The sequence below is a fragment of the Sphingobacterium suaedae genome (genome assembly GCF_042684625.1).
Classification (GTDB): domain Bacteria; phylum Bacteroidota; class Bacteroidia; order Sphingobacteriales; family Sphingobacteriaceae; genus Sphingobacterium; species Sphingobacterium suaedae.
Window position 1 is genome coordinate 60,313 of record NZ_JBHULR010000015.1, and the last position, 15,028, is coordinate 75,340.

At 43.6% G+C, this 15,028-nt stretch carries 11 protein-coding genes; 7 read left to right on the plus strand and 4 right to left on the minus strand.

Features of this window, described 5'->3' with window-relative positions; translation table 11 throughout:
* Positions 1-95 precede the first annotated feature (95 nt).
* Positions 96-1,787, plus strand: coding sequence for a serine hydrolase domain-containing protein (locus tag ACFSR5_RS16015; RefSeq protein WP_380905472.1), 1,692 nt, complete (start codon positions 96-98; stop codon positions 1,785-1,787).
* Positions 1,787-2,950: a dipeptidase gene (locus ACFSR5_RS16020; RefSeq protein WP_380905473.1), complete on the plus strand. Its 1,164-nt coding sequence runs from the start codon at positions 1,787-1,789 to the stop codon at positions 2,948-2,950. Before ACFSR5_RS16015 ends, ACFSR5_RS16020 begins: the two co-directional genes overlap by 1 nt.
* Here the strand turns inward: ACFSR5_RS16020 and ACFSR5_RS16025 are convergent.
* Both ACFSR5_RS16025 and ACFSR5_RS16030 read right to left on the minus strand, forming a co-directional pair.
* A complete protein-coding gene (locus tag ACFSR5_RS16025; protein ID WP_380905474.1) occupies positions 2,947-3,567 on the minus strand; it encodes a hypothetical protein in 621 nt (206 codons plus the stop codon). The two genes, ACFSR5_RS16020 and ACFSR5_RS16025, sit on opposite strands and share 4 nt — an antisense overlap.
* Complete coding sequence (locus ACFSR5_RS16030; protein WP_380905475.1) at positions 3,567-4,073, minus strand: RNA polymerase sigma factor; 507 nt, start codon at positions 4,071-4,073, stop codon at positions 3,567-3,569. The genes ACFSR5_RS16025 and ACFSR5_RS16030 overlap by 1 nt, the downstream gene beginning before the upstream one ends.
* A 92-nt stretch (positions 4,074-4,165) precedes the next feature.
* Here ACFSR5_RS16030 and radA point away from each other — a divergent pair, with 92 nt between their 5' ends.
* The gene (gene radA, locus ACFSR5_RS16035; protein WP_380905476.1) at positions 4,166-5,548 is read left to right on the plus strand and encodes a DNA repair protein RadA; all 1,383 of its coding nucleotides are present in this window, start codon (positions 4,166-4,168) and stop codon (positions 5,546-5,548) included.
* A 445-nt stretch (positions 5,549-5,993) separates the two neighbouring features.
* Here the strand turns inward: radA and ACFSR5_RS16040 are convergent, their stop codons facing one another.
* A complete protein-coding gene (locus tag ACFSR5_RS16040) occupies positions 5,994-6,665 on the minus strand; it encodes a peroxiredoxin family protein (protein ID WP_380905477.1) in 672 nt (223 codons plus the stop codon).
* Positions 6,666-6,733: 68 nt separating this feature from the next.
* On the opposite strand from ACFSR5_RS16040, the gene ACFSR5_RS16045 reads away from it, so the two are divergent.
* Complete coding sequence (locus ACFSR5_RS16045; RefSeq protein ID WP_380905478.1) at positions 6,734-7,891, plus strand: methionine aminotransferase; 1,158 nt, start codon at positions 6,734-6,736, stop codon at positions 7,889-7,891.
* 124 nt (positions 7,892-8,015) lie between these two features.
* A complete protein-coding gene (nagB, locus tag ACFSR5_RS16050; RefSeq protein ID WP_380905479.1) occupies positions 8,016-9,938 on the plus strand; it encodes a glucosamine-6-phosphate deaminase in 1,923 nt (640 codons plus the stop codon).
* 124 nt (positions 9,939-10,062) lie between these two features.
* Here the strand turns inward: nagB and ACFSR5_RS16055 are convergent, their stop codons facing one another.
* Entirely contained in the window at positions 10,063-10,887 is an 825-nt protein-coding gene (locus ACFSR5_RS16055; protein WP_380905480.1) for a helix-turn-helix transcriptional regulator, read from the minus strand.
* A 176-nt stretch (positions 10,888-11,063) separates the two neighbouring features.
* Here ACFSR5_RS16055 and ACFSR5_RS16060 point away from each other — a divergent pair, with 176 nt between their 5' ends.
* Together ACFSR5_RS16060 and ACFSR5_RS16065 are read left to right on the plus strand one after the other, a co-directional pair.
* Positions 11,064-13,541, plus strand: a complete 2,478-nt coding sequence (locus ACFSR5_RS16060; RefSeq protein ID WP_380905481.1) for a TonB-dependent receptor — start codon at positions 11,064-11,066, stop codon at positions 13,539-13,541.
* A gap of 4 nt (positions 13,542-13,545) precedes the next feature.
* A complete protein-coding gene (locus tag ACFSR5_RS16065) occupies positions 13,546-14,958 on the plus strand; it encodes a hypothetical protein (protein ID WP_380905482.1) in 1,413 nt (470 codons plus the stop codon).
* Positions 14,959-15,028 lie beyond the last annotated feature (70 nt).

Below are 15,028 nucleotides of genomic sequence, written 5' to 3' on the forward strand. Positions count from 1 at the left end.
TATTTACTTATAAAAACAGCAACATGATAACCATCGCTTTACCTTCCTATTTCCATATGAGATCTTTTGTATTATGTTCCTTACTTTGTCTGAGCATGCTTTTTACGCATCTTTCTGGATGGGCTCAGTATAAGCAAACCGCAGTTAATGAATCCGTGTTGTTGCAAAATGCAAATGGTCTGCTTCCTTTGAAACGTCTGGACGAATACAAAATTGCATTGGTAACGACCGTTCCTTCCAGGTACGCCACGTTTATTCATACGGCAAAGCGATACGCCGATATCGAAAGCTTTGACTTTAATCAGTATGATGAACATACCAAATATGCGAATTTGATCATTGTGGCTGGGTCGACGGCGGATCTGCGTAATGACCTGCTGCTGATGGTCAGGCAGTCGATTGTGAACAAAAAGCGTGTGATTTTGGTGCGGTTTGACGATGGAACAAATTCGCAACCCTGGAACCGCGGTTTTTTAGGGAATGGTATATCGGAGTTAGTGGCGCCTGCCGGGGGTGAAGAGGCACAAGCACATGCAGCCATGTCCATTTTTGGTGGACTGGCCATCACCCAGGGAACACATAAGACGGAACAAACCCGATTGCAATATACGGAGGCAAAAGCGTCAGGACTTAATATTGCGGCTATGACTGCAAAAATTGATGCGATTGCGGGTGAAGCAATCCGCGGACGCGCGGCACCGGGGATGGTTGTTATGGCCGTGAAAAACGGACAGGTTATTTTTGACAAGGCATATGGCTACCACACCTATGGACAAAAAGTACCTACACGTACTACCGATATTTTCGATCTTGCTTCGATTAGCAAAATTGCAGGTACGACCCCAGTGGTTATGCATTTACAAGAGAAAGGCATTATCAATCTAGATAGCACCATGGGACGTTATTTATGGCAAGCGAAGGAGACCAACAAAAAAGATATTACGCTTCGGAGCGTACTGCTGCATGAAGCCGGTTTTACACCTTATATTCCGTTCTACCGACATTTGAATGCAGGCGACATACGGCGTTCTCCAGACGCCGGCCATCAAGTGAAAGTGGCTGATAGCGCCTACTTAAAAAATAATTATTACCGGGATGTGATGTGGCCGGAGATGCTGCAGTCGGCGGTTAAACCTGTTGGGAGCTATGTGTATAGCGACATCAGTATGTATGTCATGAAAGAAGTCGCCGAACACGAGACAGCTGAGCCTATGGATAACTATGTGCAACATCTGTTGTATCGACCTATTGGTATGAAAACAGCCGGCTACAATCCGCGAACTCGTTTTGCAAAAGACCAGATTGTTCCCACGGAGTACGACACGTCGTTTCGCAAAGTGCTGCTGCAAGGTTACGTACATGATCAGGGCGCGGCCATGGCGGGAGGGGTCGCTGGGCACGCGGGTCTTTTTGCTACGGCAAATGACTTAGCAATTTATGGGCAGTTGTTGTTGAACCGGGGAGACTATGGAGGTGTCCGCTATTTTAAGCCCGAAACCATCGATATGTTTACCTCAAAGCAGTCCAAAACCAGTAGACGTGGGTTGGGGTTTGATCGTGCAGATCCCGATCCTAAAAAAGAATATCCGTCGAAGTTAGCTAACGAATCCGTATACGGGCACACCGGATATACCGGAACGTGCATTTGGATCGATCCCAAAAATCAGTTGATTTATATCTTTCTGTCGAATCGAGTTCATCCGCAGGTGACCACGAAATTGTATGATCTGAATATCCGTAGCCGTATTCAGGATGTTATTTATGAAACCATCAATGCGACTAAATAATGGAGCAGCTTAAAAAGATGTTGATCGTTCTCAGCTTGGTGATGTCGGGATCACTAAAAGCACAGGAAGAAGGACAATTTCATCAAGATCTGGTGATTGTTGATGGACATAATGATGTAATTTATGAATCGTTGCTCAAAGGTCGGGATATAAGTAAGAGACTTTCGGTTGGACATACTGATATACCGAGGCTCAAGGAGGGAGGAGTAGATGTTCAGGTATTCGCCGTTTGGTCTGACGATAAACAATACGGAAAGGGTAAAGCGTTCAAACATGCCAATCTTCAAATCGATCTCTTAGAAAAGATGGTACATAGTCATGCGGGAGAGATCGCTATCGGGACAAATAGTGCCGCGATAGACGCAATCGTTCGAGAGGGAAAGATCGCCGCTGTCATCGGCGTAGAGGGGGGTAATATGATTGAGAACTCGGTAGAAAATCTTGAAGCGCTTTATAACCGGGGGGCGCGTTATTTAACGCTCACGTGGAATTATAACCTTCCTTGGGCGAGCGCTGCCGCGATAGAAGTAAAAACGGAAGGGTCTGCTGGCAAAGGCTTGACTGCTTTGGGGCGGAGGATCATTAATCGCATGAACGAGTTGGGTATGATGGTTGATCTTTCTCACGTAGGCGAGCAAACGTTTTATGACGTGCTGTCGATAACAACCAAGCCTGTCCTCGTCTCGCATAGCAACGCCTATACGTTGATGCCGCACTATCGCAACTTAAAGGATGAACAACTGGAAGCTTTAAAAAAGAATGGTGGTGTGGTGGGCGTCAACTTTTACTCTGGTTTTCTGGATCCTGAATTTACCAAACGGGTACGAAAGTTGTACCGAAAACATATGGGTGACCGGGGCAATTATACGCTATCTACTACTCGGCAATATGAAAAGTTACCAAAAAAAATGCAGCGTCAGGCCGATGCTCCATTATCCCTTCTATTAGATCATATCGATTATCTAGTAAAAAAGGTGGGTGTGCGACACGTGGCCATCGGATCAGATTTCGACGGGATAGAGTCGTCCCCGCAGGGACTGGGAGACGTATCTACCTTTCCGGTTCTGACGAAGGCCTTATTGGAACGAGGGTATTCCAAGGATGATGTCGCTCAGATTATGGGGCGAAACTTCCTGCGCATCTTGAAGGAAAATGAAAACTAACCCTGCTCCTGGCGGTCTATTTCCAATAGTTCTTCGTAGTTTTTGGTCAATTTCTTTACAAGCCTTCTATACAATACACGGTAGTAGAGTTTAACAATTAACAGGAAGACCCAACAAAACAAGGAAGACAAAATGACCATAAACAACAGAAAAGATATAAACTCTCCCGTTGTTCTTTCTTGGTATTGAATAATGACCTCATCGATGGAGATGAACACAAACGAAAAGATAATGCAGTACAAATTAAATCGGATATAACGGTCGACATGTTGTCTGGTTTTTAATATTGTGCCCAATAAAACTTTTGTGTTGTTAGTACTCTTGATCTGCCTGTAGCTGTTAAAAAAGCTGTAAATGAAATAGCATATAACCGTATAAAAAACTAGATCAAACACGGTGTAAACCACATCATAGAATAGGCTATGTTGCTCTTTGTCGATGCCGAAGGAGAAGCTTAGGATGATGCCAAGAGCTAGTTCTAGGATACTGATCAGGAAAATCCATTTCACAATTGAAGAAGAACTTTTATGCAGCATGCCTCTAAGTGCCTCCTTATCCACCTGAGGAAAATTGTTATCTTTATGCCAATGCTGTTTCAGTAAATCCAATCCATCCATTATATACCTCCTTGCTGATTTAACCTATTTTTTAATTTCGTTTTGATCCGATTCATTTTAACCCGTGCATTTACCTCGCTGATTCCGAGTGTTTCCGCGATTTCGACATAATCTTTGTCCTCCAGATACATATATACCAAAGCCTTTTCGATATCATTGAGCTGTCGAACAGCAGCATATAAGAAACGCAATTGCTCTTCTTGCTGGTCGTTGTATTCTTCGTACCGTATATTTTGAAACGCCTGATCCCACTCTACAGTAACAATCTTGCGTTTCTTATTGCGGAAAAGTGAGATGGCCGTATTTAGCGACACGCGGTACGCCCATGTCGAAAATTTTGCATCTCCCTTGAACTTGGGATACGAGTGCCACAGCTGAATAACCATTTCCTGAAACAGATCCTTGTGTGCTTCTGTATCATCCGCATATAATTTGCAGATTTTGTGGAGGATATTTTGGTGTTCCTCCAGCAGCATGATAAAGTCGGCTTCTAAATGTTTATTCATGGAATTTAATAAGTCGAAGGTAAGGAGAAGATGTTACACCTGATCGTCAGAAATTTGAAAAATATTCCGTGGCTTTTCTTTAATTTCGTAAAATGGCTAAAACAAAATCAGCATATTTCTGTCAGCATTGTGGATACGAATCGGCGAAATGGCTCGGGCAATGTCCATCTTGCAAGCAATGGAATTCATTTGTCGAGGAGACAGTTGAAAAAGTAAATTCAAAAGTACCCGAGTGGCGGAGCGCATCAGCCGGATCGTCGAAGCGATCCAATAAGGCCGCTGTGATAAACGAAATCGTATATCAGGATGAGCAGCGGCTGGCTACGCCTGACAAAGAGTTCAACCGTGTTTTGGGGGGAGGAATTGTACCGGGGTCGTTGGTGCTTATTGGCGGAGAACCCGGTATTGGCAAGTCTACTTTAATGCTGCAATTGGCGCTAGGGATACCCCAGGTCAAGACCTTATATATCTCGGGCGAGGAAAGCGAGCAGCAGATAAAAATGCGGGCTGAGCGGCTGGTTCAGAATTCCAAAGCCAATTGTTATATATTGACAGAAACCGCGACACAGAATATATTTAAGCAAATCGAAGTTGTACAGCCGGATATCGTCGTTATCGATTCGATACAGACATTGCATTCGTCGCAAATTGAATCGGCACCCGGATCCGTGTCACAAGTCCGAGAATGTACAGCGGAGCTGCTTCGTTTTGCGAAAGAAACAAGTACGCCCGTGTTTATCGTTGGTCATATCACCAAAGATGGATCCATTGCGGGGCCTAAAGTGCTGGAACATATGGTAGATACGGTATTGCAATTTGAAGGCGATCGGCATCACGTGTACCGAATACTACGTTCCGTTAAGAATAGATTTGGTTCGTCTTCTGAGCTCGGGATCTATGAAATGCAGGGATCTGGATTGCGCGAGGTGTCCAATCCGTCGGAGATTATGCTCTCGCAGCGGGACGAGCCAGTCAGTGGCGTGGCAATAGCGGCGATGCTAGAAGGGGTGCGCCCCATGATGATCGAGGTGCAGGCGTTGGTCAGTAATTCCGCGTTTGGTACGCCTCAACGAACCTCAACAGGCTTCGATACCAAACGGCTCAGCATGTTGTTGGCTGTCTTGGAAAAACGTTTTGGATTTCGATTAAGTGCGCAAGATGTCTTTTTAAATATTGCCGGTGGACTACGTGTCGAGGATCCGGCAATTGACTTAGCCGTGATTGCCGCATTGATTTCCTCGCAACAGGATATTCCGCTGTCTGCTCAACTCACCTTTGCCGGAGAGGTGGGGCTTTCGGGCGAGATCCGCGCCGTCAACCGAATCGAACAGCGCATTGCAGAGGCGGAAAAGCTAGGATTTGAAGGGATCTTCATTTCCAAGTATAATACCAAAGGTTTGGATGCCAAAAAATTTGATATAGCCATTCGACCGTTAGCTACTTTAGAAGACTTGTTTCGGGCATTATTTGGGTGATTTTATAGCCTGATAGAGGAGAAAGGATAAGCTGTCTTGTCAACGGTTCTTCGGTATACTCTTCGATCACCGTATCAAAAACTCATTTTGTAAAATATGTATAGAAATCGGAAGAATTCCGATTTCTATACAAGAAAAATTACAACGTTGTTATAACAATTTCTTTGAGAAAGTTCTGAAGCATATTTCTAGGGAAAACGTTTTTGATATCCTTTTGCCTCCTCTAGATTTAGGTATGTTAAAAACTCCATTTCCCTCTGTGTCGGAAGAAATATGCCGGGGGTTTATAAACTCTTGCGCTTAAACATCTTAGCTAAGAGCATTGGTGGATGCCTCGTTCGCGAGCGACGTTCGTTCCAGTTAGTCAAAAGGATGCCAAACAATCTCATTGTTAGGATTCCACTAGCTTTGTTTTGAGCAAAAAAAAACGGGTTTGTGTGTTCGTTTACTTCAGCAACTCTCGTAATTTTTTATTCAAATCTTCGCCATGTAAGTTTCGAGCCACGATGATACCTTCTGGATCAACCAAGATGTTTTGAGGAATCGAACGTACGCCATAGAGCGTTCCCGCTGCATTCTGCCAGGACTGCAAGTCCGAAATATGTTTCCATGTCAATTTATCCGTTTCGATGGCTTTGACCCAGTCCTCCATTTTCCGGTCGAACGATACCCCTAAGATTTCAAAATTCTTGTCCTTGAACTCCGCGTAAGTTTTTACCAGATTAGGGTTTTCCTTGCGGCAGTCTGGGCACCAAGCGGCCCAAAAGTCAATAAGCACGTATTTTCCCCTGAGATCTGATAACGAAAAAGGCTCTCCTTCTGGTGTCAGTTGGGTGATAGCGGGCGCCTTTTTCCCGACCGAAGATTCCTCCAGGCGTTTTAGATAATAGGCAAATGCTTTGCCATCTTTCGATTTACGGACGGATTTGTCTAAACCTTTGAAAAGCGCGCCCAATTCTTTGTAATCCGGATAGTAGCCACCTACACGCTGTATAGTTTTAAGGCTCTCTATGCTTTTTGGATTCGCTTTAACTTGAGCGATAAGCTCTTCTTTTGTTTGAGCAAATGAAACCATTGGAAGGACAAACAAAATTATCCATAGTATTTTTTTCTTCATCTTTCTTCAATATATGATAGGTCAAATATAAATAATCTATTACTTTAGTAGGATAATAGTTTTGTAAAATGTCTACAACATTTCCGTATCACGATTCGAAATTGCCGAATATCACATGGAGTATTTTTTCACAGATGTCTGCATTGGCTGAACAATATCAGGCGATTAATCTATCGCAAGGTTTTCCGAATTATCCAGCATCCGATCGCCTCGTCGCTCTGGTAGAGAAGTATCTGCGCGGTGGCTATAATCAATATGCTCCCATGGCTGGTGTGGTGGCATTACGGGAGGTACTGGCCGCGAAAGTGCAGGCATTATATCAACTAAACGTCGATCCATTGGATGAAGTTACGATTACTGCGGGCGGGACACAAGCCTTGTTCACCGCGATTGCGAGCATTATCCAGCCCGGAGATGAGGTTATCCTTTTCGAACCCGCGTATGATTCATATTCACCCAGTGTTGAAGTTTTTGGGGGTAAAGTTGTCCCTATCCGTCTTCGTGGGCCAGCTTTCAAAATCGATTGGGACCAGGTGCGGGAGGCGATCAGCACACGCACCAAGCTCATTATTATAAATAATCCCAACAATCCTTCCGCCATGATTTTCTCCCGAGCGGATTTGCTCGAATTAGAGCGTTTACTGGCAGGGACGGCTATCTTCCTATTGAGCGATGAAGTCTATGAACATTTGGTCTTTGATGGGGAGCGGCATCATTCGGTCTTGGAGTTTTCTCACTTGCGCGAACGGAGTTTTGTGGTGGCATCCTTTGGGAAACTATTGCATACGACGGGGTGGAAACTCGGCTATGTCATCGCACCTCCCCGGTTGTCGCAAGAATTCCGGAAGGTACATCAATTTAATGTGTTTAGCGTTAATACGCCCATGCAGCATGCCATTGCTGAATTTTTGACCGACACCGATACGTATCGTTCTCTGCCTGCATTTTTTCAGCAGAAACGCGATTATCTAGCGTCGGGTTTGGCGATGTCTCGCTTTCGTGTGCTTCCGAGTGCGGGAACCTATTTCTTGCTGATAGATTATAGTGGGGTCAGTGCGCTGTCGGAACTGGAATTTGCCAAAAAACTGACTATTGAACACGGCGTAGCGACGATTCCGGTATCCTCTTTTTATAGTATTCCTTTAGAGCAAAGGCTGTTACGTTTGTGTTTTGCAAAAAGTGAAGACACCCTTCAGCAAGCTATATCGGCGCTCGCGAATGTATAAACACAACCGATTGCAATCCCTTTTATGCATTTTTTTGCCTGATTTCGCCTGTTTTTTTCGGTTTGGTAGGGTTTTATTTTTAAATTTGTTATTCAGGTTGTTAACAATATAATATTCCTTATTAATGGCAAGATTAAATTTATTAGAGGAGACACGTTTTGAACGCGTACCTGTAAAGGTGTACCCCAACCAAAACGAGGCCTCTGTGGATGTTGCTCATCGCATCGCGTCGATCATTAAAGAGAAACAAGCGAAAGGCGAAACGGCAGTACTGGGTTTAGCAACTGGAGCTACGCCCGTAAAAGTCTACAAAGAATTAGTCCGCCTTCACCAAGAAGAAGGGCTTAGTTTCAAGAATGTAACCACGTTCAATTTGGATGAATACTATCCAATGAAACCTGATGCGGATCAAAGTTATGTGACGTTTATGAACAAAAATCTATTCGATCACATAGACATTCCAAAAGAAAACATCCATATTCCGGATGGGACATTGGCAGAGGATGCGGTTCAATCATTCTGTGAAGCTTATGAACAAAAGATTTCGAGCCTCGGCGGTCTGGACATACAGATTCTAGGCATTGGGCGTACGGGACATATCGGTTTTAACGAGCCGGGTTCAGCACCGAATTCCGGGACACGATTGGTCATTCTGGACGATCTTACCCGACGGGATGCTTCTCGTGATTTCGGAGGAAAGGAAAATGTACCGACGAAGGCCATAACGATGGGGGTAGGTACCATCTTTAAGGCCAAGGAAATTATCCTTATGGCCTGGAACGAGAAAAAGGCGGAAATCGTAAAAAAAGCTGTAGAAGGGGAAATATCTTCTGATATCCCAGCAACGTACTTGCAGTTATCTGACCACGTTGAATTTGTTTTGGATCAGGATGCGGCATCTCACCTCACCCGCTTCAATTTACCATGGTTGGCACACGATGTGATCTGGACAGACACGTTGATTAAAAAAGCGGTAGTTTGGCTGTCGTTAAAGTTGGATAAAGCCATCCTGAAATTGACAGATGACGATTACAACAATAACGGTATGGCGCAGCTGGTAACCGAAAAAGGGCCAGCCTACAATATCAATATTAAGATTTTTAATGAATTGCAGCGTACCATTACCGGGTGGCCGGGAGGGAAGCCTGGTGTAGACGATTCTAGCCGTCCCGAACGGGCTGAGCCTGCGCGTAAGAACGTGATCTTGTTTTCTCCGCATCCGGACGATGATGTTATCTCTATGGGAGGGACGTTTATTCGGTTGGCGGATCAAGGACACAATGTCCATGTTGCATACCAAACATCCGGTAATACGGCGGTATGGGACGACGACGTTCTCCGTTATCTGGAGTTTGTTCAAGATTTTGCGAAAGCCATCGACGATGATAATGGTGTTACCACTAAGATTTATAACGAAGCCCGCGAATTTTTTAAGGCGAAGCAGCCGAATCAGGTAGACCCGGAAATTATTCGGACAATCAAGGCGTTGATCCGTAAAGGAGAAGCGATCGCTGGAGCGCGGTTTGTCGGGCTCCCAGATGGGAATATTCATTTCCAAGATCTTCCGTTTTACGACCGCGGCAAGTTCTCCAAAGAGGTGTCGTATGAGGACGATATTCAGCAAACGATGGAATTGCTTCGTCAGGTTAAACCCCATCAGGTATTTGCTGCCGGCGATTTTGCAGACCCGCACGGTACTCACAAAGTTTGTTTTGATATTTTGTTTGAAGCGTTGAAGCGCTTGTCGAAAACCGATGAATGGACCAAGGATTGCTGGTTGTGGTTATATCGAGGAGCTTGGCATGAGTATCCGATCCATGAGATCGAGATGGCAGTGCCGTTGTCACCGCAAGAGGTAAAGAGGAAACGTTTGGCCATTTTCAAACATCAATCGCAAAAAGATGTTCCTGTATTTCCGGGGGATGATCCTCGTGAATTTTGGGTTCGGGCAGAGGATCGTACTAGTGAGACAGCCGAGCTTTATCATAAACTCGGATTGGCGGATTACGAAGCCATTGAAGCCTTTGTGCGCTGGAAGTTTGACTAACGAATAGCCGCGTTGTATAAGCGATACAACAAAAGGAGGTATCTACATCGGTTGGCAGCAACGATTGGAGATACCTCTTTTTTAGTTTTACGTATTTAGAGGTTCGTTCAGTAAGAAACGTTATTTACAAAAAGAAACGTAAAGATTCCAGTTCGGCGAGCTCAACGGTGCTACTTTGTAGAAGGAATAGTGAGTACCGCAGTGAGGTTGGAAGAATTCCGAAAAACTTCTTAAAGTTCATGCTGAAATGGGTGGCATGTTTATATCCCGTCATGCGCGCGACATCGGCGATCCGGACGTCTCCAGTGGTAATCAGTTTTTTGGCATATAGCATTTTAGTCTCCAATACATAATGCATAATGGTTTTGCCGACATACTGCTTGAAGTATTTTTTCAAGTATTGTTCGTTTGTCCCCACGGCTTTTGACAGCTCATTGATGGTGTAATTTTTCGTTAGGTCCTGATCGATCAACTTTTGAGCCTGTAGAATCTTCTCCAATAAATCGGATTGTATGGTCACCTCTGGCGCAACATTCATGCTTTCTATCTGAATTGCTAAAGCGTCCAACAGTAAGCTCTGGATACGGATGTGTTTTGAGAGGTGATCCGTTTGATGTAACTCGGCAACACGTTGTTTTAGCAGCTTTAATCTACTGTTGTCCAGTACGGTCGTTTGCTGCTTTGGGAGGGTTGTCATCGTGTCTGGCAACGAGAACTCCGGAAGGAAAATAACAATAGATTTTCCGATTCCTACACGCCCCGTCACCCGCAAAGTTTGTTTCTCCTGTACCTGATGAAAGCTGTTTTCATTTTGCTCAATGAAGAATAGCTCATCATTAATAGAATAAGAAAAGGGTAAGATCCGGTCGTAGCACAGGATGTTGATGTATCCACTAGACGGAAATGCGGCACATAAACCGTCTAATTCGTTCAACAGAATATATTGCATAGACGTTTGCAATTTGTTGAACGAAAGTAAATTCTTTTTGAAACAATTATTTTCGGAATCTGAATATTTATTTTCCAATATCGTCATTTTGCTATTTAGATTAATTCTATTTTTGCGACGTCATTAATTTAGACTTGATCTAAAGAGTGTCAAATATAGTATATTAATCTTGAATAATGAAACATCTCATTCTGACAGCCTTATTTGTGAGCTTATTTCTTTGTACATGGGCACAGGTGTCGTCTCTTCGAGGAATTATTACGACAAAGAATGGAGAGCGTGTAAACGGAGCTACTATCAAAGTAGCTGGAACTACATTGATCACGGTATCTAATGAGAAAGGGGAATACACATTACATAATGTTCCGACAGGTATGAAGGTTGTGGAAGTCAGTTCTGTCGAAATTGATAAGCAGCGTTTCACGGTAGATGTGCAACAGGTTAGTCAAGAGTTTCATTTGACTGTCGGAAAAAAGGGAGTTGTTGGGATCGATGAAGTAACAGTAAACCGTAATACAGAGAAAAGGGATATGGAGATTGGAGGTTTCGCTGTTGCGGTTATTGAAACCAAGGAAGCTTCCCTACGAAACGTAACAACAAATGACCTATTGGATAGGGCTGTGGGGGTGAGGGTTCGACAAAATGGGGGAGAAGGGGCGCCAATTGAGTATAATCTTAATGGGATGTCGGGTAGTACAATTGGTCTGTTCTTGGATGGTATCGAAATCTCGACCTATGGTTCGTCCTTTAACCTAAATAACATCCCTCCTGCTATGATCGAACGCATTGAAGTGTATAAAGGCGTTTTACCTTCTCATCTAAGCGGAAATTATGTAGGCGGTGCGATCAATGTAATCATGAAAAAGGACGCATCAGCGAATAACATTACAGCGGCGGTTTCGTTTGGCTCCTTCAACACCTATCGAGCCGACATAGGGGGACTATATCGTAACCAGAGAAACGGATTTACAGCTCGCGTATCCGGCTTTTATAGCCATTCGGATAATAACTACGAAATGTGGGGTAAATTCTCTAAGTATACGTTACCAGGTGGTCGTGTCATCCGGTACAACAGGACCAAAAGACCGAACGACAAATTCGAAAGCCTGGGTGGACGTTTCGAATTCGGTTTTACAGATGTGAAATGGGCAGATCAGTTCTTTTTAGGCTATAACGTATCGGACTCTTATAAAGATATTCCACACGGCTTGACAATGACAAGGCCATATCTCGGGCGGTTCAATGAATATCAAGCAAATGTTTTTAGCTTGAACTACAGTAAGAAAAATCTATTCATTGAAGGATTATCACTAAATATCAACGCGGTGCATAGTATGCGTAACACATATCTGCAGGATACCGTGAGTCAGATGTACAACTGGAGCAGAGAAGGTTCCGGAAGGGACGACTTGGAGCTTTTGTTGGCTCCGCCGAATGCGAGTGGGGAACATAAGCCCTATCCACATCAGCCAGGAAAAGGGCAACAAGGAGATGCTGTCATGAGCGACATTGATCGAACTATTTCGAATATTCGTTCTAATTTAGCTTATACTATAATTTCTGGACACCGGCTTTCTTTAAATCATAAGTTCGAAAAATCGAATAGAAACGATCACGATCTGCTCCGTCCCGATCGTAGTCGGTGGATTACGAGAAATAATATTACCACAAATATATGGTCCATGAACTACGAGTCGGAGATGTTGGCTGGTCGGCTGAAAACGAATATTTTCGGCAAATATGCCATTTACCGAAGTGACCAGCGCATACCAATTGGTGAAGTCGACGGGGCGATTCTGTACGAGTCAGCCGTAAATAAGCGGAATAACAAAGGGTTTGGAGGTACAATATCCTATCAAGCTTTAAAAGATGGGTTTCTGATACTGTCTGCGGAAAAGTCTTTTATTGTGCCGACGGAGCGTCACATCTATGGTGAACCTGAGAATAACTTACTACCAAATCCCAGTATTTTGCCGGAAATGGCCATCAATTATAACATCGGAACGCGATACAATGTTCTGCAAGGAAAGCAACATCGATTGAATGTTTATGCAAACGCATTCTGGCGAAACGGCTATGATAAGATTATCTTACAAACACGTGAAGAAGAGGTGCTAGAAGGCCGGGAGACTCAAGTCGAAGATATTCAAGTAACCCAATTTGTCAATCTATCCCGGACACAATCAGTGGGTTTTGAGGCTGAAGTAAATTATGTTTATGACAACAAGCTAAACGCGATAGTTAATTTTTCTAAGTTCAATTCGTTATTCAAGGTAGAAAAAGATGAACGTGGAAACGCGCACAGTCTCTATAATAAACAAGTACCTAATGAGCCGTTTTTTACGGTGAATGGTAATCTGCAATATCGCCTCAATCATATATTTCAGAAGCGGTCTGTGCTAAATCTCTATTACAATGCAGGATACGTGGCCCCATTCAGCACTATTTGGTTGGAGTCTGAATGGTTTACTACGCCAACTCAGTTTACGCACGATTTTGGAACCAGCTATCGTGTTCCAAGCGGTAAGCTGGTTGTCAGTTTGGATTGTAAGAATGCATTTAATGCAGAAGTGTACGACAACTTCGGCGTTCAGAAACCGGGGAGAGCGTTTTATGTCAAGCTAAATTACACGATAAATAACTTTAATAAGTAATCATATGAAAACAAATTTATTCAAGAGTGTCTTTTTTGGATCTGCGATCATGTTTGGTACGCTGATGGGGTGTGAAAAGAGCAGTGATGGCCCTGGGGATGATCAAAGGGCATCCGGTGCGGATATTTGGGATAGAAAATATATAACGTTGACAGCTGCGTTTCCAGACGGTGAAGGCACGGCCGGAAATGGGGGTACATTGGCTTACGCAGTTACTCTAGATCAAGCGGTTAATCCCAATTTTGAAGTCAATGTTTTTACGAATGGTTATCCGTTACGATCACAGCGTACTGCGCGGGTTCAGGGATCTTCAAACGGTAATTTTTTATATAATATACAGTATACCGGAAACGATGGGGGGATCTTCAATAAGTATAAAGTGGAAGGAGAGAAGAACTTTGTAGACACGCGCGAAGAGGTAAATACTGAGCCAATTCTTGGCAGTGCACCTCGTTGGGTTGTAGCTGCGGACGGTATTGGAGTCGGTGTATACGCATCAGCGACGATCACGGCTACAGGAGAAGGGAAAGATCAAGACTTTATCGACGTACAAAGTGAAGCTAAGATTGCAGTGCTAGATTTAAATAATCCGGAAATTACCAGACAAACTGAATTTACAATCCCTTTTACTTCAGAACAAACAAAAGCAGGTTATCAGATCGGCCGTATTGATGTGCCTGTACTGAATGCTTCAAAAACTAAGATTTTTATCGGATGTAATTTAACGAGGACGGATGTCACTAAAAAATCAGGTGTTGGGAATAACGGAAATCAAACATGGACGCAAGGAATTCGTGAATTAGGTACAGCTACGTTGGTCGTTGATTATCCATCATTGACAAATCCTAGACTTATTTATATGGATCCTGCTGTTAGTAAAGACAACAATCATTCCTACCGTACCATGACCCAATATGTTGGAACGGATGGACATATTTATCAGGCGACTGCAACGTCAGGTTCTCAGATTTTGCGCATCAATGGGGCTACTAATGAATATGATAATGCTTATAACTTTGATTTAAAGACAGCGCTTGGCACTACAAACAAGGTTTCTATTCGCGCTTGGCGTTATATTAAAGATGGTATTGGCTTGGTGTTGTATACTGAAAATGGAATAAATGGAGGTTATCTTGCGTTGGTTGACTTGAATGCAAAATCTGCCAGCAAATTATCAACAGAGCACCAAGGGGACATCGGTTATTCGGGACGTTCGGGTAGCGATGGTATACCTGCGATTACAGGTTCATTTGGACAGTTTCAACATATCGGTGTGGTAGGAGATAACGTGTATGTGCCGATGACGCCGAATGGTGTAGACGGAAATCTATATGTAATTAATTGGAAAACTAAGCAAATTACAAAAGGCGCGAAGTTGAAGAACCAATCCGGTAGCTTTTATCTGGGAGCTTACTAGTAACATTAGACGGCATGAGCCCGTAAAGGTTTGTTGCCATATTATTATCGCATCGAATCAGGTGAGCGCC